Source organism: Pseudomonas sichuanensis, assembly GCF_003231305.1.
GTDB classification, from domain to species: domain Bacteria; phylum Pseudomonadota; class Gammaproteobacteria; order Pseudomonadales; family Pseudomonadaceae; genus Aquipseudomonas; species Aquipseudomonas sichuanensis.
Genome location: NZ_QKVM01000043.1, coordinates 20,903 through 44,079, shown reverse-complemented (window position 1 = coordinate 44,079; position 23,177 = coordinate 20,903). Strand labels below are relative to the sequence as shown.

The window sequence follows — 23,177 nt, the reverse complement described above, 5'->3', positions numbered from 1 at the left end:
TGTGCCTGTTAGAGGCTTGAACCATGAAACGGCTCATTACCTTGCTGATGTTCTTCGCATTGACGATGTGGGGATGTGCAGAACACCCCACGATATCCACCAAAACCCAAAGCGGCCCAGAAGTCGCCGCAGCACTCAATGCGCGCTACCTGAGTACGGTCAGCAATTGTGGCAGTGGCAGCGCACCCGCATTTCTCTGCTCCGGCGTCATCCTGCGTTCAACGGTGTATTCAGATGCCTACGACTCATGGGACCCCAGCCCCGGGTCGCACAGGCAAGGGAGCGTCTCGTTTTCCTATCTGCGCAGGGACAACAATTTCGATCGATTCTGGAGTGCAAAAAATGGCTTGGTTTTCTATCCGATCTTCGAAACCCCAGCCGGGAAGCTTAAACTGCCAATCCTGTGCTTCTTTCCCATCGATGGCGGAAGCGACAATCGCGCAGAACACCGCTGCGGCGCCTACCCAGGCATTCCCGAGTCAGACAAGTGCGATCGCCTGGGTATCTACACTGCGGAACAATACGTTGCCAAATATCCACCGACTACCGGCTGGGGAAGGACATGCGGATGGGACGTACGCGACGAACTGAACCAGTACGCTGTGCAGAATTTCAATGAAGGGATGCGCTCGAAACGACTCGATACAGGTTACTTCACTGTATGGAATGAGTTGGTGGTGCAAGCCTGGTCAGACGATGCCGATGCCCAAGTACCTATCCAGGCGTTCTTCTACATGGACAGCGTAAGCTTGACCCTTGCCAAAAAGGACAAAGAGAAATACCGGACCAAGACCGGAATCATCGTCCCTCTGATTCAACTCCGATTGCCAACAACGCCCTCGGAAACCGCCACGTTCGCTTATCTGGAGGCTGATCAATAGGCCTGCCCCGCTTGCTCTCCAAGTGCTAAACCGCCCCTATTGGAGCGCGTCCAACGACGGTGCGGTTGGTCACCCCATCTTCCTGACCAACCGCTCTGCACTGCCACAGGCCAAGGTGAACCCCAACGCCCCATGCCCCAGGTTCAACCACAGGTTGCGGTACGCCGTCGCCCCGATGATCGGCACCCCGGTCGGCGTCGCCGGCCGCATCCCCGCCCACTCCACCGCCTGGCCATAATCGGCCGCCCCGGGCAGCGTCTCCCCCGCCAGACGGCGCATGCTGCGCAGCCTGCCAGCGTCCACCGTTTCGTCGTAGCCGACGATGTCCACCATCGCCGCCACCCGAAGCTGCTGGCCCAGCCGCGCATAGACGATCTTGCGCTCGTAGTCGGTCAGGCTCACGTCAGGCGCCCGATGCGCCTCGGTGACAGGTGCGGTCAGGCTGTAACCCTTGAGTGGATAAACCGGCAGGTTCAGGCCGGGCAATGCCAGGCTGACGCTGCGGTGCCCGGCGCACAGCACCAGGCGCTGTACGTCCAACTGACGATCAGCAAGCGCCAGCGCCACCACTTCGTCCTTGCGCCGTATCAGCCGAGTCACCGCCTGGCCCAGGTGCAGCCGGCAATGCCCCGACGCTTGCAGCCGCTCGGCCAGACGCAGGCAGAAGCGGTGACAATCGGCGACTTCCTCGTCCGGGGTGAACACACCGCCGATAAAAGGCGCCTCGGCCAACGCCGGGTCGAGCAGACGCAATTGCCCGGCATCCAGTACCTGCTGATTGAGTGGGTCGAGCAACTGTTCGCGCCCAAGGGCGAAAGCCTGCCGGGTGCGAAAGGCCACCAGTTTGCCGTTGCGCCGCCAGGCAAAATCCGTCAGGCCGTCCTCCTCGCGCCAACGCGCCAGCGCCGCCTGGCTCTCAAGGGCCAAGCTCAGCAACTGGGCCGCATTGCGCCGATTGACCCCTGTGCGGCAGGCCATGACGAAGGCCGCCAGCCAGCGCCACTGGGCCGGGTCCAGGCGCAGGCGCAAGCGTAAGGGCGAATCGCCCCGCAACAGCCAGCCAAGCGCCTGCCAGGGCACCCCGGCATCGGCCAGCGGCGCCACATAGCGGTACGACAGCTGCCCGCCATTGGCAAAACTGGTGGCACTGGCCAGGCTGTCACGGGCTTCGACCAGGTCGACCGAGTACCCCTCGCGCACCAGTGCATAGGCGGTCGCCAGGCCGACCACCCCTCCTCCGATCACAGTTACCCGCTGGCTCATCCGTACATCCCTGTGCATGGGTTCAGCGCAAGACAGTAACAGCAGCTCAGGTCGGGCAGCCAGACGCACCGTTGTCGAGGCCCTGGCGCACATTACGGCTGAGCAGGCTGGCCTTGCCGTCATGCCAGGTCAGGGTGAGCACATACAAGGTGTCGAAGTCGTCACCGCTCCAGTCCTGGGTGATCACCCGATCCTCACCCAGGGCCTTTCCGGCCACGGCATTGATCAGTTCCGGCAGGTAACCATGGGACCAGGCGGTATAGACCGTGGCATTGCGATACTTGTCGCGCAGCAGTTCCCTGGCCAGGCCATCGGTGTCGTTGGCGCCGTAGTCGATGTTCACCGGCAGGCCCAGGCGAATGGCACTGGGGGTGATGGTCATCAGTGGGCGGATATAGCTGTAGCTCTGGTCCTGGCTACCCTCCTCGACATGCCGCGAGGGGTTGGCGGCGAACACGTAGTCGGCCTTGCCGAAACGCTCCGGCAGCAAGGTGGCCAGGTCGATGGCACGGTTGAGCCCCTGGCAGTTCAACTGGCCCAAGCCTTCGCCAGGCTTCTCGGCGTGGCGCAGGAACACCAGAGTCAGGGTGCCATCCACCGGTTGCGCCCGGCTTTCGACCACATCCATTGCCAGGGGCACGGCCGCAGCGGTGAGCATCAGGCTCAACAGCAGGTGACGACGACGGCGAACGAAGGGGGGCAGTTTCATCTACGGCAGGCTCTTGTGGCAGAAGGTATCGAGGCTCGCCACATGGCCTGCCGCCGATGCCGCAGGCGCCCTTGCAGTGGATGCCATCCCTGGCCGCGCGTGAGGGTCAGAGTGCCCTCGCCCCGTTTGGTTCCTCCCTGGGTGCAACTGCCGTTCCGTGGCCAGTGACCACGTTAGTAGAGGACTGTTGCCAAATGATGTCCCGTGCCTCAATCGTCCCGGGTCAGCACTTCGAGCAGTTCGATCTCGAAAGTCAGGTCGGAATTAGGCGGGATCGAGCCCACGCTGCGCTCGCCATAACCCAGGTGTGCCGGTACCAGCAGCTTGCGTTTGCCGCCCACGCGCATGCCCATCAGGCCCTGGTCCCAGCCCTTGATCACCCGGCCGGTGCCGATCACGCACTGGAACGGCTTGCCGCGCGTCCAGGACGAATCGAACTCGCTGCCGTCGGCCAAGGTGCCGCGATACTGGGTGGTGATCAGCGCACCCTTGACCACGGCCTTGCCGTTGCCTTCCTCAAGATCGATGACTTGCAGCTCACTGCTCATGGCAGGTTCCTCGAAGCGGTTTTTCGTGGCCGCCCTTTTCGCAGGAATGCGCCTGTTTGGCAAGGCAGGTTGCCTCAGGTCGGGGCGAACTGCTCGAAGACCTGCTGGCCGGTGAGGTCCTTGGTTTCGTTCTTGAAGCAGTACCAGGTGGGCTTTTCATCGATGAAGATCTGCTCGGTGAAGGTCCAGCTTTCTTCACCATCGAGCAGTCCGACTGGCACAACGTACAGCTCGCTTTCTTTCAAGCGGTAGAACAGGTGCGTGCCGCATTGGCCGCAGAAACCGCGCTGGGCCCATGGCGAGGAGTCGTAGACGCTGGGCGCCGGGCCCTCGATCTGCGGCGGCGCGGCGCACTGCACCGCCAGCAGCGGGCCGCCGGTCCATTTGCGGCACATGCTGCAGTGGCAGGCGCTGACATGGGTGTTGTCGACGGTGACCTTCAAGCGGGTCGCACCGCACAGACAGGTGCCGTGTTTTTCCAGGGGCATGAGAGGGCTCCTTGCTGTTGTTTTGGGGCACTGGAGTATAGCTTTGGCTTCCAGAACGGATAGACCCACCATTTTCGCAACCAACACCCCGTACAACTCAGCAGGACTCAAACAAATACAAACCCACGCAGATAAAGCGCCCCTCGCCCACTGATGATGACCCGCCCATTCCCCACTACCTCACAGCGCAATTGCCCTCGCCGCCTGCCACCCTGCTCGCACAACAAGACCTTCTTGCCCAACCGATCTGCCCAGTAAGGGGCCAGCGAAGTATGCGCCGACCCGGTGACTGGGTCTTCATTAACCCCAACCCGTGGCCCAAACCACCGCGTGACGAAATCGAACCCCCGCCCCGGCGCCGTAACGGCAATCCCTCGCACGTCGAAGGACGACAGCGCGGCATAGTCAGGCTCAAGCCCGTCGATCAGCGCGGCATCCTCGATTACCACCACATAATCGTCCGTGCGATACAGCGCAGTGGCCTCGGCCAACCCAAGGGACTCCAGCAATCCCGCAGGCATCGCCACCTCGACCGGCTGCTTGGCCGGGAAATCCATGGCCAGCAGCCCATCGGCAGCACGGCTGACCCTCAACTCGCCGCTACGGGTATTGAACCGCAGCACCTCGGCTCGCTCGCCCAGTTGCTCGAACAGCACCCAGGCCGCCGCCAGCGTCGCATGGCCACACAGGTCGACCTCCACTGCCGGAGTGAACCAGCGCAGGTCGAAGGCTTCGCCATTGCGAACAAAATAGGCGGTTTCCGACAGATTGTTCTCTTCGGCGATGCGTTGCAGCAGGTCGTCCGGCAACCACTGCTCCAGCGGGATTACCGCAGCAGGATTGCCGCCGAAAGGCGCGGATGAAAAGGCATCGACCTGGAAGATCTCGAGTTGCATGGAAAAACTCCTGAAGCCCGGCGAGGTGCCGGGCAGACATCGAAAAAGGTTCAGCCGCGAACAGGCGTGAGCACCGGCTGGCCAGCGAAGAACGCTTCCAGGTTGCGCAGCACCAGGGTCACGGTGTCACGGGCAGCTTCCGGTGACTGGCCGGCGACATGCGGGGTAAGTACGGTGTTGCCCAGCGCCTTGAGCTCATCGGGCACGGCAGGCTCGTCATCGAACACATCCAGCGCGGCGCCGGCGATAGCGCCCTGCTGCAGGGCAGCGACCAATGCCTGGGTATCCACCACACTGGCCCGGGCAATGTTGACCAGATAGCCCTCGGCGCCCAAGGCCTCGAGCACCTGGGCATCCACCAGGTGGCGAGTGCCGTTGCCGCCCGGAGTGGCCACCACGAGGATGTCCACCGCGTCGGCCAGGTGCAGCGGGCTGTCGTACCAGGTGTAGGGCACATCGGTGCGCGGGGTGCGGCTGTGGTAGCTGACGTTCATGTCGAAGCCCAGGGCAGCGCGCCGGGCGATGGCCTGGCCGACTGCGCCAAGGCCGATGATGCCCAGGCGCTTGCCACTCACCGACGGGCTGATCACCCGGTTCCATTTACCCCTGCGAGTGCTGGCATCGGCTCTTGGGATGTCCCGCAGCAGAGCCAGCAGCAGGGCCATGGCATGGTCGGCCACCGCCCCGGCATTGGCGCCGGCGCCATTGGTGACAGTGATGCCACGGGCCGCGGCCGCGGCCAGGTCGACCTGCTCGTAGCCGGCACCGATCACGCAGATGATCCGCAAGTTAACCAGTCGATCGATTTCGACAGCCGTCAGACCAAGCGGGCCACGGGTAAGCACCACGTCAATCTCTGCCGCATGACGGGCAACGGCTTCGGCTCGCAACTGCTGCGATGGCGCACGGATCAACCGGTACCCTGCCCGCTCCAGCAGGGGAAGATAATCATCGACGGTTTCCACCAGAACCAGGACTGTCTTTCGCATGCCACCTCCAGTTCAATTCGGCAGCCATTATGCAGAACTGCCGGGGAAGGCGGTCAAATAACAACTCGAAAATGCTTGCCCTGGGTCGCCAGTTCCGCTGGCGCAGCTGCAGGCCCCTAGCCTCCACGTCACCTGGCCACCTAGCAATTTTGCCAGTTGTCGATTGGGCCACGTGAACTTAGTTTTATAAACACCCCAACTTGGCTAGACAAGAAAAGGCACGCAGCGCCGGCCAGCACACAATAATTTCTCTGGAAGATCACTTGCCATGAAAATCTTCACGATACTTGGCCTTGCGCTTCTGTTGGTTGCATGCACCCAGTTGCAGCCTGTACCACCTGCACACATTACTGTGGATGGGCCGACAACCGCTCAAGCCTTGAATGCGCGATATGCTGATACTCGGCAAAACTGCGGCACCCCGAGCGTTCCAGCATTTTTATGCAGCGGCGTGGTTATTCGCGCCACCGCATACTCGACCGCTTACGACCCCTGGGATGCCAGCCCGACTGCACAGGCCAGGGACGGCGTGTCGTTTTCATATCTACGCCAAGATTCAAAGTTTGGCCAACTGGTGTTCAACCAAACCAATGGTTTTATCTTCTATCCCGTGTTCGACATGCCGCCCGACAAGGTAAAACTGGAAGTTTTCTGCTCGTTCGTCATCGATGGTTGGACTAATAGCAGACCCGATCATGGGTGCGGTACCTACCCTGGACATCCGGTGAGCCAGCTGTGTCATTTGAGCAATATCCTCACCGCGGCCGACTGGCAAAATCACTATCGTGCAGTTGGTGGAGTGAGTCAGAGCCTGTGCGGTTTCAACGTGCGTGACAGTGCCAACGACCACGCGGGCCCCTCGTTCTACCAGAGCCTCCTCGCCAAAAGTACCGGCAGCCTGGCAAGCACACTGTTCGTCCAGCAGAACGAAATAATCATCAAGTCCTGGACGGACGATACCGATGGCCGTTTGCCGATCCAGGCCTTCTTCTACTTGAACAACAGTGCTACCGGCCTGGCAGAGGCCAAGGACATCAAACGGCGATTCCTGGCCAAGACAGGCATCGACCTTCCATTGATCCGGGTCACACTGCCGCAAACAGCTTCCGCAGATGCGCACTTCGATTATGTCGCCGCTGACAACAGGCGCGAGCAGGTCACATCAACACCCGTGCGCCCTGCGCCGCGAACCCAGGTTCCGGAATCCGGGCGATGCCCATCCGGCCTTGCGCCTTGCGCTTGATTGAACGATCGCAAGCCATAGCACGTTATCCGCTGCCACAGGAGACTGCATATGCTCGGCAAGTCGCAAACCAACAGCGCCATCTCCTTGCCCCTGAATTTCAAAGTGCAGTCGAACAGTTCGAAACCGCTGCCCGCCCCCTCGGTGGATGGGGTGTCCAACGGGCTCATCGACGGCGCCCTTACGTTCACCACGGTCCGTATCCCCCAATACCCAGGCATGAGCGTGGGTGACATCATCACGGTAATCTGGTCCGCGCCTCTGCCGACCCAAGGGACGGTCACGGTACAGGTCACTGGGCCGCAAACGTTGAAAATCGATGGCACATTCATTGCCGGCAACCTGAACAAGAACGTTTCGGTTACCTACTCAGTCTCCGGAAGAGGCACCTCCGAGCCCCCCGTTGTGTTCCACGTGCAACCTGCGACGATCGTTCCCGGTGAGCTGCTCATCCCAAAAGCGCCGAACAAGCGACTGAATGTTCATAACGACATGTACGAAGATGACTTTCTTGTCGTCGAAGTTCCGCCCTATTCGGGCATGGCGCAGGGCCAGTCCATCACGGTTGAGTGGATTGGCCCGTATTTCACTTGGACAAGTCCCGTTCAGTGGGTCGACAGTGTGCGGCGTTACCAGTTCAACATCCCCAGGCTTGAGGTAGTCGATGCCATCGGTAGTTCCATGAGTGTGCGCTACACCGTCAACAACACCTTCCTGTCACCGATGTTCCAGTTGATCATCGATGGACAAGGAATGAACATGCCGCCACCGCAGTTCAACACGCTGGGCGGTGGACGTTACTCGGTTTCGCTACTTTCGCCTGATCAGCAGGTGGGGCACACCGGGCGCGTGCGCTGTTCAGGCTCGACAGTCCATGATTCGCAAAACCAGCAGCTAGAACCTGGCCGCAGAGAAGACTTCGACATTCCTGCGGCATGGGTCAATCAGAATGCAGGGCGTGATGTCTTGATCAATTACTCGATCTACCGCGGCAACGGTGAAAAGCTCAGGTTCTCTCGAGTGCTTCGAAGGAAATTGTGACACCACACCGAAACTGGCCAGACTCATATCAGCACGATGCGGGTTGGCAACTCACTGAGCAAAAGCCCGACCCAGGCCACCCGGCACACCACTGCTGTCGGTGTCCTGCCACGGGCCGTTGGGGCTCAGCGACCAGCTCCAGCCGTTGTTCCAGCGGTAATAGGTGCGTTGGCGGTAGAAGGTGTTGGGCTGCTTTTCCAGCACATAGACACCCAGCTTCGGGTCCCAGTGGCTGGCGCCGCCGGGTGGCGGGGCAAAACTGGCGGAGGTGCGCGGCATCGGCTTGGGCGACACTGCCGGGCTGCCGGGTGTGGGCTTGCTGCCCGGCAGCGGCTTGACCGCCGGCCCCTGGTGCGGCGGTGGCGTGCCCTGGATCGGCGGCAGCGGCTCGCGTTCGCCCGGCTGATGCACCGTACACGCGGAAAGACCCAGTGCCAGGGTGATCAGGGTCAGGCGGACGGTGCTGTTCATGGCGCTGCTCTCTTATGAATCGGGGCTGTCGATGGTCAGGTGCTGGGTGGCCTGGGTGCCGGTGGCCAGCGGGGCACTCTGGCCCTTCCATTCACCCTGGGTCGGCTGGCCGGCACGGGAGACACGGGCAACCAGTTGGACTTCAGCGTAGTCCGACAGTTTCATCTGCGGCATCATCGCGTCGGCGTCCGACAGCTCCACCTCGATCGGCAACTGCGCCACGGTCACCCGCTTGGCCGCCAGCGGCATGGGCGGGCCATTGCTGGCGCGGGCGAAGATGAACACGGTGTCGTCCGGGCGCACCTTGTCCTTGAGCGCGGCGGCCAGCTCTACCCGCACTTTCAGACGTGCGCTTTGCTCGACCTTGCCGCCGCCAGCCTTGAGCTTGTCTGCGGCGCGGTCGATGCCGCCCTGCAGCGCGGCACGCGAGGCATCGCCCTCGGGCAGCTGCGCCAGCAGGCGCTGCCAGAAGCCGATGGCTTCCTGGTAACGCTGCCCTTCGAACGCGGCAATACCGCGCAGACCAAGGCTGGTGACTTCCTGCGGGTCGGCCTTCAAGGCCTCCTCGGTCAGCGCTTGCAGCTGCGGGCTCCACTGCTTGTCGGCGGCGAAGTACAGCGCCTGGGCCCATTGCCCGAGCAGCTCCGGCTGGCGCCCGGCCAGGGACACTGCGCGCTCGAAGGCCTTGGCGGCATCCGCCGGGCGCTGATCGGCCATATAGGTGCGGCCCAGGATGTACAGGGCTTCGGCCGAGTCCGGCTGGGCCTGCACCGCCCGCTCCAGGCGTGAGGTCATTTCCTGCATGGATTGCGGCGCCTTGGCGAACTCCTGGGTCAGCTCGACCTTGTCGGCGGCGCCGAAGTGCAGGTACAGCCCCAGCGCCATGGCAGGCACCAGCACCGCCGCCAGCAGCGGGATGGCCTTGCCCAGGTGGCCCTGGCGGGCGGCGCCGTCGCGTTCGGTGTCGGCCAGCAGCTCGCGGGCCGCTTCGTCGCGGCCCTTGGCCAGTTGTTCGGCGTCGAGCACCCCAGCCTGCTGCTGGGCAGCCAGCTCGGCGACACGTTCTTCGAACAGCGCCACGTTGAGTGCGGTACGGTCCTGCTCGGCCTGCTGGCGGCGGCGGCCACGCAGGATCGGGAGCAGCAGAAATGCCAGGGCGGCGAGCAGCAGCAGGCCCGCGCTAAGCCAGAATTCAGTCATGGGTACGGTCTTTTTCCAGCAGTTTGGCGAGACGCTCGCGTTCGTCGGCAGACAATTCGGCGGGGCCAGCTGCGGCTTGGCCACGGCGGCGGCGCACGATCAGCGCCAGCACCACGAAACCACCGGCCAGCAGGATGCCCGGGCCGAACCAGAGCAGGAAGGTGCGCCCACTGAGCGCCGGTTTGTAGCGCACGAAGTCGCCATAGCGATCGACCATGAAGTCGACGATCTGCTGATTGCTCTTGTTCTCGCCAAGCATGCGGAAGATCTCGCGGCGCAGGTCGGCGGCGATCGGTGCGTTGGAGTCGGCGATGTCCTGGTTCTGGCACTTGGGGCAGCGCAGTTCCTTGGTCAGCTGCTGATAGCGCTCACGCTCGGCTTCGTCGCGAAACTGATAGGTGTCGATGGCCGCCCGGGCGGCGCCGGCCAGGCTCAAGCCCAGCACGGCGGCGGCTAACCAGCGCTTCATGGCCTGGCCTCATCGACCAGGCCCTGGTACAGCGGCGCCAGCTGCTCGCGCCACACCGTGGCATCGACCACACCGACGTGCTTGTAGCGGATGATGCCCTTGGCATCGACCAGGAAGGTTTCCGGCGCGCCGTACACGCCCAGGTCCAGGCCCAGCGAGCCTTGCGGGTCGGCGATATTGAGCTGGTAGGGGTTGTGGAACTCGGCCAGCCATTTCAACGCGGCGGCATTGTCGTCCTTGTAGTTGACCCCGTGGATCACCACACCCTGCTCGGCCAGCTGGTTGAGGTACGGGTGCTCGACCTTGCACGATGGGCACCAGGTGCCCCATACGTTGACCAGCGCCGGGCGGCCGAGCAGGTCGGCCTGGGTCAGCGTGCGGTCGCCCTGCACAGTGCCCAGCGAGAAGGCCGGGAACGGCTTGCCGATCATCGCCGAGGGCAGCTCGTCGGGCTTGAGGAACAGCCCTTTGTAAAGAAAGACCGCCACCAGCAGGAACACCGCCAGTGGCACCACCATGATCCAACGCTTCATGCAGTCGCTCCAGACACGCCCAGGGCCTCACGCACCCGGGTCTTGACCTTGACGCGGTAGCGTCGGTCGAAGGCCGCCAGCAAGCCGCCCAGGCCGGTCAGCAGACCGCCCAGCCAGATCCAGCGGACATAGGGTTTGATATGCACCCGCACCGCCCAGGCACCGTTTTCCAGCGGCTCGCCCAGGGCGACATACAGGTCGCGGGTAAAGCCGGCATCGATGCCGGCCTCGGTCATCATCGACTGCTGCACGGTGTACAGGCGTTTTTCCGGGTGCAGTACCGAGACTTCCCGGCCCTCGCGGGAAACCCGCACGGTGCCTTTGTCGGAGATGAAGTTCGGGCCCTCGAAGTGCTTGGCGCCTTCGAACAGGAAGTGGTAGCCGCCCAGCTCGACCGTCTCGCCCGGCGCCATGCGCAGGTCGCGCTCGGCGCTGTTGTTGCTCGACAGCACCACGCCCAGGGCGCACACCACCAGGCCGAGGTGGGCCAGCTGCATGCCCCAGTAGCTGCGGCCAAGGCCGCCCAGGCCTTTGAACAGGCCCTTGTGGCGGGTCTTGTCGAGAATGTCGCGTACGCCGCTCAGGACCACCCAGGCCGCCAAGGCGAATACGCTCAGGGCCGGCCAGTCGAAGTCATCGACGAGCCACCCTGCGAGCGGCGCCAGCACGGCGCTGCCGATCAGCACCGGGGTCATCATGCTCGCCAGCCATTTGCCGGGGGTGTCCTTCCAGCGCACCACCACACCCACGCCCAGCACCAGCATCAGCAGCGCCATCAGCGGCAGGAACAAGGCGTCGAAGTAAGGCGGGCCGACCGACAGCTTGGCCCCGGTCAGGGCATCGAGCACCAGCGGGTAGAGGGTGCCGAGCAGGATCATCGAGGCCGCCACCACCAGTACCAGGTTGTTGGCCAGCAGCAGGGTTTCCCGCGACCACAGGGCGAAGCCGACCTGGCTCTTGACCACCGGTGCGCGCAGGGCGAACAGGGTGAGCGAGCCTCCGACCACGAACAGCAGGAAGATCAGGATGAAGACACCGCGCGCCGGGTCGGAGGCGAACGCGTGCACCGACGTCAGCACGCCGGAACGGACCAGGAAGGTGCCCAGCAGGCTCAGCGAGAACGCCGCGATGGCCAGCAGCACGGTCCAGCTCTTGAACACGCCGCGCTTTTCGGTGACCGCCAGCGAATGGATCAGCGCCGTGCCCACCAACCAGGGCATGAACGAGGCGTTTTCCACCGGGTCCCAGAACCACCAGCCGCCCCAGCCCAGTTCGTAGTAGGCCCACCACGAGCCGAGGGTGATGCCCACCCCGAGGAAGGCCCAGGCCACGATGGTCCAGGGCCGCGACCAGCGCGCCCAGGCAGCGTCCAGGCGCCCGCCGAGCAGCGCGGCAATGGCGAAGGCGAAGGCTACCGAGAAGCCCACGTAGCCCATGTACAGCATCGGCGGGTGGACGATCAGGCCGAAGTCCTGCAGCAGCGGGTTGAGGTCGCGACCGTCGCCTGGCACCTGCGGCAACAGGCGCGAGAACGGGTTGGACGTGATGATCAAAAAGCTCAGGAAGCCGACGCTGATCATGCCCATCACCGCCAGCACCCGGGCCAGCATCACCTGCGGCAGTTGGCGCGAGAAGATCGACACGGCGAAGGTCCAGCCACCGAGGATCAGCGCCCACAGCAACAGCGAGCCCTCGTGGGCGCCCCATACGGCGCTGAACTTGTAGTACCAGGGCAAGGCGCTGTTGGAGTTGCTGGCCACATAGGCGACCGAGAAGTTGTCGGTCATGAAGGCGTGGGTCAGGCAGGCGAAGGCAAAGGCGAGGAAGGCAAACTGCCCCCAGGCCGCCGGGCGCGCCAGGCTCATCCACAGGCTGTCGCCGCGCCAGGCGCCAAGCAAGGGCACCGTGGCCTGCACGACAGCGAAGCAGATCGCCAGGATCATCGCCAACTGGCCGAGTTCGGGGATCACCAGGGCCGCGTTCATGGCTTGGCCTCCGCCTGGCCGCTTTCTTTCAGGGCCTTGCTGACTTCCGGCGGCATGTATTTCTCGTCGTGCTTGGCCAGCACTTCGTCAGCCACCACCACGCCGTCGGCGTTGAGCTTGCCCAGCGCGACGATGCCCTGCCCTTCGCGGAACAGGTCGGGGAGGATGCCGCGGTAGGTGATCGGCACGGACTTGGCGTAGTCGGTGACCACGAAGCGCACGTCCAGCGAGTCCGCCGAGCGCTGCACCGAGCCCTTCTCGACCATGCCGCCGGCGCGGATGCGGGTGTCCAGCGGCGCTTCGCCGTTGGCGATCTGCGTGGGGGTATAGAACAGGTTGATGTTCTGCTGCAGGGCACTGAGGGCAAAGCCCACGGCCACGCCGACACCGGCCAGCAGGCCGAGGATGATGAACAGGCGTTTCTTGCGCTGCGGATTCACGGTTTGCTCTCCCGGCGCAGACGGCGCGCCTCTTCTTGCAGGTAGCGACGGCGGGCCAGCAGGGGCGCGGCGACATTCAGCGCCAGCACCGCCAGGCAGATGCCGTAGGCCGACCAGACGTACAGGCCATGGTGGCCCATGGCGAGGAAATCATTGAACGAGGCGAAGCTCATCGTGCTGCCCCCCGGCCCAGGCTATTCATTACCTCATCCTTGACCCAGCTGGCGCGGGCTTCGCGCTTGAGCACTTCAAGGCGCATGCGCAGCAACAGCACCACGCCGAAGAAGCAGTAGAAACCCAGCGCCGTGAGCAGCAACGGCAGCCACATCTCCACCGGCATCGCCGGTTTTTCGGTGAGGGTGAAGGTGGCGCCCTGGTGCAGGGTGTTCCACCACTCCACCGAGTACTTGATGATCGGGATGTTGATCACGCCGACGATGGCCAGCACCGCGCAGGCCTTGGCCGCGCTGTCGCGGTTACTGATGGCCTGGCCCAGGGCGATGATGCCGAAATACAGGAACAGCAGAATCAGCATCGAGGTCAGGCGCGCGTCCCACACCCACCAACTGCCCCAGGTCGGCTTGCCCCAGATGGCGCCGGTCACCAGCGCCACGGCGGTCATCCAGGCGCCGATGGGCGCTGCGCATTGCAGGGCGACGTCGGCCAGTTTCATCTTCCACACCAGCCCCACCACCCCGGCAACCGCCAGCAGCACGTAGCAGGACTGCGCCAGCATCGCTGCCGGCACGTGGATATAGATGATGCGGAAACTGTTGCCCTGCTGGTAGTCCTGGGGGGCGAAGGCCAGGCCCCAGGTGATGCCCACCAGCAGCAGCAGGATGGCGGAAACGGTCAGCCACGGCAGCATGCGGCCGCTGATGGCATAGAACCATTTGGGGGAACCCAGCTTGTGGAACCACGTCCAGCTTATTTTCATCAGGGTACATCCAGGGTGTTGGCCAGGCTGCAATGCCCGGAACTCGTTATTCGCCGACGCTGATCTTCAGGCCGGCGGCGATCGCAAAGGGTGCCAGTGTCACCGCCAGGGCCGTCAGGCTGGCAAGCCAGAGCAGGTGGCCGGTAGCCGGCATATTCTGCAACGCCGCCTGCAACGCACCACTGCCCAGGATCAATACAGGGATATACAACGGCAGAATCAGCAACGCCAGCAGCAAACCGCCGCGCTTGAGACCGACTGTCAGCGCCGCCCCCACCGCGCCCAGCAGGCTCAGCACCGGCGTGCCCAGCAACAGCGAAGCGAGCAGCACCGGCAGGCAACTGGCCGGCAAGCCGAGCATCAGCGCCAGCAGTGGCGCCAACAATACCAGCGCCAGGCCGGAAAAGATCCAGTGCGCCAGGACCTTGGCCAGCACCAGCAGCGCCAGAGGGTGCGGCGACAGCACCCACTGCTCCAGCGAGCCGTCCTCGAAGTCGCTGCGAAACAGCCCGTCCAGCGACAGCAACACCGCCAACAATGCCGCGACCCAGACCAGCCCCGGCGACAAGGTTTGCAACAATTGCGTCTCGGGGCCCACCGCCAGGGGGAACAACGCGACCACTATGGCGAAGAACACCAGTGGGTTGGCCAGCTCCGCCGGGCGGCGGAACAACAGGCGCGCTTCGCGGCGCAACAGCAGAAGGAATACGCTCATGCCGCCCATTGCCCCAGGTTCAGTTCACGGTAACCGGCCGGCGTGTGCGCCAGGGTGTGGTGGGTGGTCAGTACCACCGTGCCGCCCTGCTCGCAGTGCGCCGCCAGGTGCGCCTCGAGCTGGGCGACGCCCTGCTTGTCGAGGGCGGTGAACGGCTCGTCGAGAATCCACAGCGGCGGGCTGTCCAGGTATAACCGCGCCAGTGCCACGCGCCGTTGCTGGCCGGCTGACAGGGTATGGCACGGCACATCCTCGAAACCGCGCAGGCCGACGGCCTCCAGCGCGCGCCAGATGGCTTCGCGGCCCGCCGGCTGGTGCAGCGCGCAGAGCCAGGCGAGGTTCTCTTCGGCGGTGAGCAAGTCCTTGATGCCGGCGGCGTGCCCGATCCAGATGAGGATGCTGGCCAGGGCGTGGCGCTGCTCGGCCAATGGCTGGCCGCCGAGCAGGATCTGCCCGGCGGTGGGCTGCATCAGCCCGGCCAGCAGGCGCAACAGGCTGGTCTTGCCGCTGCCGTTGGGGCCGGCGATCTGCAGCATGTCGCCAGGGCGCAGTTCGAAGTCCAGGTGCTCGAACAGCAGTCGCCAGTCGCGCTCGCAGGCCAGGCCTGCGGCTTGGAGGTGAAGGGTCACGGTTTCGCCTTATTCAGATTGGGCACATGATCTGCGCCGCCTCTTCGCGGGTAAACCCGCTCCCACAAGGACCAACGCAATCCTTGTGGGAGCGGGTTCACCCGCGAAGCAGGCGACACCGGTCTTAAACCCTGTGTCTCAAGTCGCCCCCTGCCCTGCCGTTATACTGGCAGGCGGGCGGCCGGCATTATTACACGCGCTGCCCCGCTGCCAAGAGGGCGGGTTCGACAGGTTGTATACAATCATGACTGAAATCAATAGTCTCGGCGCACAAACTGTGCCAAGCCCCCAGGCGACCAGGGCCGCCCTGACCGGTGAACTGCTGCGCCTGCTGCAATCGCAGCCCGGGCTGCTGGCACCGGGCGAGACTGCGCGCGCCGAAGTCATGTCGCTGCGCCAGGTCGGCCAGGAGTTCCAGCTCCTGCTGCGGCTGACCCAGACCAACGGCAACCAGACCCAGCTGCAGGCCAGCACCAGCCAGCCGCTGCCCCAGGGCAGCCTGATCAATGTCACCCAGACCGACAGCAACCGCCTCGCGGTGCTGGTGCAGCAGGCCAACGCCAGCAACATCGCCACCCTCACCCGCCTCGACACCCGCCAGATGCCGGTCGGCACCTTGCTGCAAGGCAAAGTGCTGACCAGCCAGGCACTGCCGCAGCCCCCAGGCGAAGCAGCCAGCTTCCGTTCGCTGGTGAGCCTGCTCAACAGCAGCCAGGCCGGGGCCACCCTGACCATCGACAGCCCGCGCCCGCTACCGGTCGGCAGCCTGCTCAGCGCCCTGGTGCAAGGCGACCAGTCGCTGCGTTTCGTGCCCCTTAGCGGCCGCCAGGATCAACTGGCGATCGCCCAGCACCTGGTTACCCAGCAAGGGCAGCAGGCGTCACTGCCGGGGCTGCTCAGCGGCCTGCAGCAGATCGCCCGCTCGCCAGACGCCGGTGTGGAACTGCGTGCCAGCGCCGAGCGCCTGCTGGCCAGCCTGCCGGACGCGCGGCAACTGGGCGACCCAAAGCAGCTCGCCCAGGCACTGAACAACAGCGGCGCGTTCCTGGAAACCAAGCTGCTCGGCGGGCTCGCCAGCGGCGTGGCACCCGACCTCAAGGCACAGCTGGTGCGCCTGATCGCCCAGTTGCCGCCGCCAGCGGCCAGCTCGACACTCAGCCCGATGCTGACCGGCGCCTCTCTGGCCCAGGCGCTGCCGGGTTTTGCCCGCAGCGCACTGGGCATGCTCGGCCAGGTCAGCCCACGTCCACAGTCCGGGCCCTTCCCGCTGCCCGCACGGCTGCTGCAGAAGCTGGAGCAAGAAGGCGATCTGCAGCAACTGCTGCGCCTGGCCGCCGGCGCCGTATCGCGCCTGCAAAGCCATGCGCTGTCCAGCCTGCAGCAATCCGGCCAACTGGAAAACGGCAACCTGCAGACCACCTGGCAGACGGAAATTCCCATCCGCCACGGCCAGGAATTCATCCCCCTGCAGGTCAAGCTGCAACGCGAGGAAACCCCGCAGCAGCAAGCCGACCGTGAACGCGAACAGCACGAACAGCGTGATCCGCTGGCCGCACTGTGGCGCATCGAGCTGGCCTTCGACCTGGCCCCCCTTGGCCCCTTGCAGGTCCAGGCGCAACTGTCCCAGGGGCGCCTGTCCGGCCAGCTCTGGGCCGAGCAGGAGCGCACGGCACGGCTGATCGACAGCCAGCTCGGCGCCCTGCGCGAACGCCTGCTGGCCCGCGGCCTGGATGTCGGCGACCTGGAATGCCATCCCGGCACGCCACCGCAAGGCCCACGCACACGCCTGGAACAACGTTGGGTGGATGAGAACGCATGAAACAGCAACCACCGCGCCAGGCCATTGCCCTGAGCTACGACGGCCAGCAGGCCCCCACCTTGAGTGCCAAGGGCGACGACGAACTGGCCGAAGCCATCCTTGCCCTTGCCCGCGAGCATGAAGTGCCGATCTACGAGAATGCCGAGCTGGTACGCCTGCTGGCGCGCCTGGAACTGGGCGAGCAGATCCCCGAAGCGCTGTACCTGACCATCGCCGAGATCATCGCCTTTGCCTGGCAACTGCGCGGCAGGGTGCCGGCCGGCTTCGACGACACACCGGCGGGTGAACGGGACATCACCCCGTCGGTACTCGCCCTGCCCGAACCGCGACGATAACTATGTAGGGCCCGCCCACGCCCGGCGCCTGCCACCTTCGCCAGCCCATCAACGGCTAAGGTGATCTACCTTGAATACTCCCATCGTCAACAACGCGGGCGTGCAGTACGTCCGCGACCATCTGCGCCACTTTCCTCGCCCCGACCGCATCGTTGCCGACGCCCTCAAGGCCTGGGCGGCCCAGCGCCACCTGATGCTGAACCCCGACCAGGTCGATGTGGTGACCCTGCACTACCAGTCAGGCAGCGATGCTGGCTGGGACGGTATCGTCGTGCAGAAGCAGAGCCTGACCCAGGCCATGCTGTCGAACTGGCAAGGCGAATCCAACAACAACCTGGTTGGCGGACTGTTCGGCGAACCCTGGGCCGGGCATTTTCCCGGCAAGATCCGCCTGGTCGAAAACTTGCGTGAGCGCGAGTGGTACGGCAACGGCGCCGCCTACGAGGTGTACAACGGCCTGTTCCGACGCTCGCAGCCCCAGGAATACAGTCACAAGACCCATATCGATGTGCCGGCCGAGGACCTGCAGCAATTCATCTGGAACCTGGATTTCCATACCCGCTACAAGGCCTTGCTGAACAACTACTGGTTCGCGCATCTGGACAGCTACCGCGTCAGCGCGCAGATCAACTTCCTCGCTGCCTGCAACAAGCAGGCAGAGGAAGGCAGCCTCAGCCGTGCTGGCGTACGCCTCGCCTGGCAGGCCGCTGGAGTGGCCACCCGCCCGCCCAGCGTCCAGGTCTTCCCACTCAACGTTTACGGCTACAGCGCAACCGACCTGCTGTGCATCGAGGACAAGGCCACCGGTTTGACGCTGCTGTACATTCCAGGCAATGCCTCGCCCCTGCATGAGTTCTCCAACGAGCCCCTGCTCAAGGACTGGTTCGCGCAGCAGTGCAAGGACCTGCAAAAACGCCAGGCGCTGATGGAACACTTCGCCCAGGCCGATACGCCGGACGGCCTGAGCTACAGCGGCCTGGCGACGGCCCTCGATGGCCTGGCGGTCTACCCGCACAGCAACGACCTGCCCCCTCAACGCCCAGGTTTCACCACCGAAGGGCATTGGACACCGCGCGATTATGTGAACTACAAGACCGAGACCTTCAGCCCTCCCATCGAAGGCGATCTGTTCCTCGCCCTGGCCAAGCGTCAAAAACGCCGCAGCTACCAGGACGCGGACTTCATCGCCACCGACCGCAGCGAGGTGCTCAAGGCGCGCTGGCGCGGTTACCTGAAGTCGGCGCTCGACTACCTGGCGCCCCTGGCGTTGGTGGTACCGGAGCTGGCCCCCCTGTTTGCCGTGGGGGGTGTCACGCAATTCGGCCTCGGCCTGGACCAGGCCATCCATGGCAAGAGCCAGCAAGAGCAGGCCACAGGCGTGCAGGGCGCCATGTTCGGCTTGCTCAATGCCGTACCGCTGCTGCATCGGCTCGCCCAGGAGGCGCCCTTGCTACTGCGCTTCAAGGACGAACACTTCGTCATGCCCAGCCAGGTCAATGGCCAATTGGGCTATCCCATGGGGCCGGTCACGCCGCCGCACTTTCCGGAAGCGATAGCCGAGTACTTTCACAGCCCCGAGCCCATCGCACCACTGGCAGACGCCGATCCGCTGGTCAGCAGCAGGGTCAGCCGCATGCCGCGCTACGACGGCACGCCCGACAGCCTGTACGCGACGATCGACGGCTATGTCACCGAAATGATCTACGACGTGGAATTCGATGCGTTCATCCGAGAGGACGAACTCAACCATGTGGTCCCTACCTTCCATGTACCGGATCCGCAGGCCGATAGCCTGATGGAAGTCGATGTGCGCACTCGCCCGGTCACTCACGCCATGCGCATGGGCTCGCTGCGTGCGCTGGGTATCGACCTGCGCCTGCCGGTCGAGTACCCCACCATCGACTCCACGGCCCTGCAGCCGATTCCCAGGCAGGTTTCGAGCATCTGGGTCGGTGACAAGGTCATCAGCCGGGCACTGTTGGAGAACCTGGGCAGCAACGCCCGACGACTGAGTGAAAGCCAGTATGCCTACCGGCTGTTCCTGTCGAACGCGACCCCCGAGGCATATCGCGAGAACCTGCGCCTGCTCGCCGAGCATGCGCCGACCCTGCGGATCGTGCCCCTGGAAGAGCACCCGTTCTACGCCAGCTTCCAGCGCAGCCCCTACTTCGCCCAATATCAGGCCGCCATCGACGGCAATGGCGGCGTGGCCACCAACTTCTCGTCGGCCTGCGATGTGCTGCGCTACCCGTTGCTCGACCACGAGGGTGGTCTGTACATGGACGTGGACGACACCCTGCGCGAACCCGGCAGGCCGCTGATGATCAATGGCCAGCCAAGGGGCGAGCCGGGCGAGGCCATCGATACGGTCGAGCTGCTCGCCCCCGGCGACGGCCTGGTGCTGCACCCGCCGGTGTCCAACGAAAAGCTTGGCATGCACCTGCAGTTCAACACCACACCGCTCGGTAGCCACCCTGGCAACCCACTGCTCAAGGCCATCTCGGAAGAAATGCATGCACGGTTTGCCGCCGAGCCAGGCTTCTATGACAGTCGACCTGATCCCCGGCTCAACCCTCAGGCAGCCTATGAGTACGCGGCGAAACTGAACAGGCTGACAGGCCCGGCCATGCTCACCAGCGTGATCGACCGGCACCTGCCGCTGCAGGCCACATTGCGCCAGGTTACCAACCTGTATGGCATGCCCCGGGTCAATGCCGGCCATTTCATCGATACGCTGCGCTTCAGCCAGTTGCAGCAGCAATGGCTGCCACTGGGCAGAATCGTCAGGATTGGCGGCAGCCACTCCTGGGCCACCACTTGATAGGGCTCACGGCAATCGGGGCCACGCTGCGCGCGATGGGCTGCAAGGCAGCCCCGATAGCGACCCTGGGCGGATCACTCGCCGTGGTGCAACTTGCGCATCAGCTCGGCCTCGGCCTGGGTCAGGCCGCAGGTTTGCGTGAGCTCCTCGACACTGGCCCCCATGCCCACCAGTTTGGCGGCCTGTGTGAAGGTGACACTGTTGGGGTCGCGCTGTTCCAGTTGCTGGAGCTTCTCCGGCAACGGCGCGACCACCGCGCGCAGTTCGTGAATGGCCTCGCCCATGCGCACGGTGCCGTTCTGGTAGTCGTCCAGGCGCTTGCCCAGATCCTTGATGCGCTGGTCACGCAGCGCATCGCCCTGGGCCTGCTGTGCCGCCAGCTCGCGCTGGCGCTTGCTGTAATTGAGGAAGAACCACAGGCTCAGCGCCCACAGCAGCGCCAGGAGGATGACAGCAGCCTCGAAAATCAACTCAGATGCTCTCCAGCTCGGACCACTCTTCCTCGGTCATCATCTTGTCCAGCTCGACCAGGATCAGCAGCTCGCCGTTTTTGTTGCAGACGCCCTGGATGAACTTGGCCGACTCTTCGTTACCGACGTTCGGCGCGGTCTCGATTTCCGACTGACGCAGGTACACCACTTCAGCGACGCTGTCGACGAGGATGCCGACTACCTGCTTGTCCGCCTCGATGATGACGATGCGGGTATTGTCGGTGATGTCCGAAGGCATCAGGCCGAAGCGCTGGCGGGTGTCGATCACCGTCACCACGTTGCCGCGCAGGTTGATGATGCCCAGCACGTAGCTGGGTGCGCCCGGCACCGGAGCGATCTCGGTGTAGCGCAGCACTTCCTGAACCTGCATGACGTTGATGCCGTAGGACTCATTGTCCAGACGGAAAGTAACCCACTGCAGAATCGGATCTTCGGAACCTTGTGCAGACGACTTCTTCATTCCCCTAGCCCTCTCAATCCGCCCTCGGCGGTGTGCTCTGTATAGCCGCGGCAGTTGCGGCGTTGATTCATTTGTGTTTGGTGTTCATCTGCTTGACCGCGCCACTGGCGATCAGCTCGGCCAGTTCGGCGACGTCGAGCAGCGCGCACATGTGTTCGATCACCGTGCCGGCCAGCCACGGGCGTTGGCCGCGCTGGCTGCGCCACTTGATCTCGCTCGGGTCCAGGCGCAGCGAACGGCTGACCTGGTGCACCGCCAGCCCCCATTCGTAGCCCTGCACCGAAATCACGTACTGCAGGCCCTGGCGAAAGTCCTCGCGGTAGCGGTCGGGCATGACCCAACGTGCGGTATCGAGGACTTTCAGGTTGCCCGCCTGGCAGCTGAGGATGCCGAGGAACCAGTCTGGCTGGCCGAACAGCGGCGTCAGCTCCTGACCGGCCAGCGAGTAGATCGAGCCCAGGCATACCAGCGGCACCGCCAGGGTAAGGCCGGCGACGTCGAACAGCAGGCATTCGAACGGCTCGGCCGCCCAGGCCGGGCGGCCATCGGCGGTGGCCGGCGGCACAGGCGCGGCGGGTGCTGGCAGGTGCACCTCGACCAGTGGTGCGACCGGCTCGGCGGCCTGGACTTCGGTCAACAGCGGGATGCTGGCTTCGGCCAGCACTTGCTGCTCGACCACGCTGACCACTGGCTGGGCCAGCGGCAGAACGGTCGGCAGCACCTTGGCCTGCGGCTCGGCAAAAGGCCGCGCCACTGCCGGTGCCGGCTCGGCCTGGCGACGGGCGTCAGCGGCCTGTTCTTCGCGAACAGCCGCTTCGAATTCGTCGCTGGGCGCCTGGCTGGCCGGCTGCGCGGCAGGCGCAGGCTCCGGCAGCTCGAACGACTCGGTGGCTTCCTGCAGCAGGCCATCCAGGTACGACTGCAGGGCCATTTGCGGTTTGCTGGCGATATGCCGGGCTTGGTTCATCAGGCCACCTGCAGCGCGGAGCGGTAAGTAAGCAGGTGCTTGAGCAGCGCCCGGTAGGCAATGACGCCACGGCTCTTGCCGTCGAACTGCGAGGGCGTGACACCATTGCGGCTGGCATCGCGCAGGCGCGTGTCAACCGGGATGTAGCCCTGCCAGACCTGCTCGCCATAGGTGTCGCGCAGCACTTTCAAGGTGCCCAGCGATGCCTGGGTGCGGCGGTCGAACAGGGTTGGGACGATCTGGTAGGGAAGTGCCTGCTTGCGCGAACGGTTGACCATGGCCAGGGTCCCGACCATGCGCTCCAGGCCCTTGACTGCGAGGAACTCGGTCTGCACCGGGATCACCAGTTGCTGGCAGGCGGCCAGGGCATTGACCATCAGCACGCCGAGCAACGGCGGGCTGTCGATCAGGGCAAAGTCGAAGTCCTGCCACAGCTGCGCCAGACTCTTGGCGATCACCAGGCCCAGGCCACTCTGCCCCGGCGACTGGCGCTCCAGCACCGCCAGCGCGGTGCTCGACGGCAGCAGCGAGATACGTTCGTCACTGGTGGGCAGCAGCAACTGGCCCGGCAGCCCCTCGGGCACCGTGCCTTTATGCAGGAACAGGTCGTAGCAGCTGTGCTCGAGCGCGTCGGGGTTGTGCCCGAAATAGCTGGTCATCGAGCCGTGCGGGTCGAGGTCGACAACGACCACGCGCTTACCCGCCTCGGCCAGCAGGCCGGCCAGGGCGATGGTGGTGGTGGTCTTGCCAACGCCACCCTTTTGATTGGCTACTGCCCAGACTCTCATAGGACAACTCTTGACTCGTTGATGCCGGCGATCACCGGCTTGCGGTGACAGAGAATTGA

The 23,177-nt window shown here is 64.4% G+C and carries 26 protein-coding genes; 6 read left to right on the top strand and 20 right to left on the bottom strand.

The window, feature by feature from the left end; translation table 11 throughout:
- Positions 1-23 precede the first annotated feature (23 nt).
- Positions 24-881 (top strand): halovibrin HvnA, encoded by an 858-nt coding sequence (locus DM373_RS20465; RefSeq protein WP_110995298.1) that lies wholly within the window; start codon positions 24-26, stop codon positions 879-881.
- 69 nt (positions 882-950) lie between these two features.
- Here DM373_RS20465 and DM373_RS20460 read toward each other — a convergent pair whose 3' ends face one another.
- The 6 genes from DM373_RS20460 to DM373_RS20435 form a co-directional block, all read right to left on the bottom strand.
- A complete protein-coding gene (locus tag DM373_RS20460) occupies positions 951-2,144 on the bottom strand; it encodes a D-amino acid dehydrogenase (RefSeq protein ID WP_110995297.1) in 1,194 nt (397 codons plus the stop codon).
- A 46-nt stretch (positions 2,145-2,190) separates the two neighbouring features.
- The gene (locus tag DM373_RS20455) at positions 2,191-2,853 is read right to left on the bottom strand and encodes a histidine phosphatase family protein (protein ID WP_110995296.1); all 663 of its coding nucleotides are present in this window, start codon (positions 2,851-2,853) and stop codon (positions 2,191-2,193) included.
- A 209-nt stretch (positions 2,854-3,062) separates the two neighbouring features.
- Positions 3,063-3,401 (bottom strand): FKBP-type peptidyl-prolyl cis-trans isomerase, encoded by a 339-nt coding sequence (locus DM373_RS20450; RefSeq protein ID WP_110995295.1) that lies wholly within the window; start codon positions 3,399-3,401, stop codon positions 3,063-3,065.
- A gap of 74 nt (positions 3,402-3,475) precedes the next feature.
- The gene (locus DM373_RS20445; protein ID WP_110995294.1) at positions 3,476-3,889 is read right to left on the bottom strand and encodes a GFA family protein; all 414 of its coding nucleotides are present in this window, start codon (positions 3,887-3,889) and stop codon (positions 3,476-3,478) included.
- A gap of 107 nt (positions 3,890-3,996) precedes the next feature.
- Positions 3,997-4,785: a PhzF family phenazine biosynthesis protein gene (locus tag DM373_RS20440; RefSeq protein ID WP_110995293.1), complete on the bottom strand. Its 789-nt coding sequence runs from the start codon at positions 4,783-4,785 to the stop codon at positions 3,997-3,999.
- 50 nt (positions 4,786-4,835) lie between these two features.
- Entirely contained in the window at positions 4,836-5,774 is a 939-nt protein-coding gene (locus DM373_RS20435) for a 2-hydroxyacid dehydrogenase (protein WP_110995292.1), read from the bottom strand.
- Positions 5,775-6,042: 268 nt separating this feature from the next.
- Between DM373_RS20435 and DM373_RS20430 the strand changes: the two genes are divergently transcribed.
- Positions 6,043-7,017: a halovibrin HvnA gene (locus tag DM373_RS20430; protein WP_110995291.1), complete on the top strand. Its 975-nt coding sequence runs from the start codon at positions 6,043-6,045 to the stop codon at positions 7,015-7,017.
- Between the two features lie 51 nt (positions 7,018-7,068).
- Positions 7,069-8,058, top strand: coding sequence for a hypothetical protein (locus DM373_RS20425; protein WP_110995290.1), 990 nt, complete (start codon positions 7,069-7,071; stop codon positions 8,056-8,058).
- Between the two features lie 51 nt (positions 8,059-8,109).
- Here DM373_RS20425 and DM373_RS20420 read toward each other — a convergent pair whose 3' ends face one another.
- From DM373_RS20420 to ccmA, 10 genes are read right to left on the bottom strand one after another with little or no spacing between them, the layout of a single operon-like run.
- Positions 8,110-8,529 (bottom strand): hypothetical protein, encoded by a 420-nt coding sequence (locus tag DM373_RS20420; RefSeq protein ID WP_110995289.1) that lies wholly within the window; start codon positions 8,527-8,529, stop codon positions 8,110-8,112.
- A 12-nt stretch (positions 8,530-8,541) separates the two neighbouring features.
- Entirely contained in the window at positions 8,542-9,729 is a 1,188-nt protein-coding gene (ccmI, locus tag DM373_RS20415; RefSeq protein WP_110995288.1) for a c-type cytochrome biogenesis protein CcmI, read from the bottom strand.
- A complete protein-coding gene (locus DM373_RS20410; RefSeq protein ID WP_110995287.1) occupies positions 9,722-10,198 on the bottom strand; it encodes a cytochrome c-type biogenesis protein in 477 nt (158 codons plus the stop codon). The genes ccmI and DM373_RS20410 overlap by 8 nt, the downstream gene beginning before the upstream one ends.
- Positions 10,195-10,731, bottom strand: a complete 537-nt coding sequence (locus DM373_RS20405; RefSeq protein WP_110995286.1) for a DsbE family thiol:disulfide interchange protein — start codon at positions 10,729-10,731, stop codon at positions 10,195-10,197. Before DM373_RS20405 ends, DM373_RS20410 begins: the two co-directional genes overlap by 4 nt.
- The gene (locus tag DM373_RS20400; RefSeq protein WP_208642813.1) at positions 10,728-12,701 is read right to left on the bottom strand and encodes a heme lyase CcmF/NrfE family subunit; all 1,974 of its coding nucleotides are present in this window, start codon (positions 12,699-12,701) and stop codon (positions 10,728-10,730) included. Before DM373_RS20400 ends, DM373_RS20405 begins: the two co-directional genes overlap by 4 nt.
- Positions 12,702-12,712: 11 nt before the next feature.
- Entirely contained in the window at positions 12,713-13,156 is a 444-nt protein-coding gene (gene ccmE / locus DM373_RS20395; protein ID WP_110995284.1) for a cytochrome c maturation protein CcmE, read from the bottom strand.
- Positions 13,153-13,329: a heme exporter protein CcmD gene (gene ccmD, locus DM373_RS20390; protein WP_110995283.1), complete on the bottom strand. Its 177-nt coding sequence runs from the start codon at positions 13,327-13,329 to the stop codon at positions 13,153-13,155. Before ccmD ends, ccmE begins: the two co-directional genes overlap by 4 nt.
- Entirely contained in the window at positions 13,326-14,093 is a 768-nt protein-coding gene (locus DM373_RS20385) for a heme ABC transporter permease (protein WP_110995282.1), read from the bottom strand. Before DM373_RS20385 ends, ccmD begins: the two co-directional genes overlap by 4 nt.
- Positions 14,094-14,139: 46 nt before the next feature.
- Complete coding sequence (gene ccmB / locus DM373_RS20380; protein WP_110995309.1) at positions 14,140-14,808, bottom strand: heme exporter protein CcmB; 669 nt, start codon at positions 14,806-14,808, stop codon at positions 14,140-14,142.
- The gene (gene ccmA, locus DM373_RS20375; protein ID WP_110995281.1) at positions 14,805-15,437 is read right to left on the bottom strand and encodes a cytochrome c biogenesis heme-transporting ATPase CcmA; all 633 of its coding nucleotides are present in this window, start codon (positions 15,435-15,437) and stop codon (positions 14,805-14,807) included. Before ccmA ends, ccmB begins: the two co-directional genes overlap by 4 nt.
- A gap of 244 nt (positions 15,438-15,681) precedes the next feature.
- Between ccmA and fliK the strand changes: the two genes are divergently transcribed.
- From fliK to DM373_RS20360, 3 genes are all read left to right on the top strand, one after another.
- On the top strand, positions 15,682-17,256 hold the full coding sequence (gene fliK / locus DM373_RS20370; RefSeq protein ID WP_110995280.1) for a flagellar hook-length control protein FliK: 1,575 nt from the start codon (positions 15,682-15,684) through the stop codon (positions 17,254-17,256).
- Positions 17,253-17,591 carry an EscU/YscU/HrcU family type III secretion system export apparatus switch protein gene (locus tag DM373_RS20365; RefSeq protein ID WP_110995279.1) on the top strand — a complete coding sequence of 113 codons (339 nt, stop codon included), beginning with the start codon at positions 17,253-17,255 and terminating at the stop codon, positions 17,589-17,591. Before fliK ends, DM373_RS20365 begins: the two co-directional genes overlap by 4 nt.
- A 70-nt stretch (positions 17,592-17,661) precedes the next feature.
- The gene (locus DM373_RS20360) at positions 17,662-20,412 is read left to right on the top strand and encodes a dermonecrotic toxin domain-containing protein (protein ID WP_110995278.1); all 2,751 of its coding nucleotides are present in this window, start codon (positions 17,662-17,664) and stop codon (positions 20,410-20,412) included.
- Positions 20,413-20,486: 74 nt separating this feature from the next.
- Here DM373_RS20360 and DM373_RS20355 read toward each other — a convergent pair whose 3' ends face one another.
- The 4 genes from DM373_RS20355 to DM373_RS20340 form a co-directional block, all read right to left on the bottom strand.
- Positions 20,487-20,882, bottom strand: a complete 396-nt coding sequence (locus tag DM373_RS20355) for a DUF2802 domain-containing protein (protein WP_110995277.1) — start codon at positions 20,880-20,882, stop codon at positions 20,487-20,489.
- A gap of 1 nt (position 20,883) precedes the next feature.
- The gene (locus tag DM373_RS20350) at positions 20,884-21,363 is read right to left on the bottom strand and encodes a chemotaxis protein CheW (RefSeq protein WP_110995276.1); all 480 of its coding nucleotides are present in this window, start codon (positions 21,361-21,363) and stop codon (positions 20,884-20,886) included.
- A 67-nt stretch (positions 21,364-21,430) separates the two neighbouring features.
- A complete protein-coding gene (locus tag DM373_RS20345; protein ID WP_110995275.1) occupies positions 21,431-22,330 on the bottom strand; it encodes a CheW domain-containing protein in 900 nt (299 codons plus the stop codon).
- The gene (locus DM373_RS20340) at positions 22,330-23,118 is read right to left on the bottom strand and encodes a ParA family protein (protein ID WP_110995274.1); all 789 of its coding nucleotides are present in this window, start codon (positions 23,116-23,118) and stop codon (positions 22,330-22,332) included. The genes DM373_RS20345 and DM373_RS20340 overlap by 1 nt, the downstream gene beginning before the upstream one ends.
- Between the last annotated feature and the right edge of the window lie 59 nt (positions 23,119-23,177).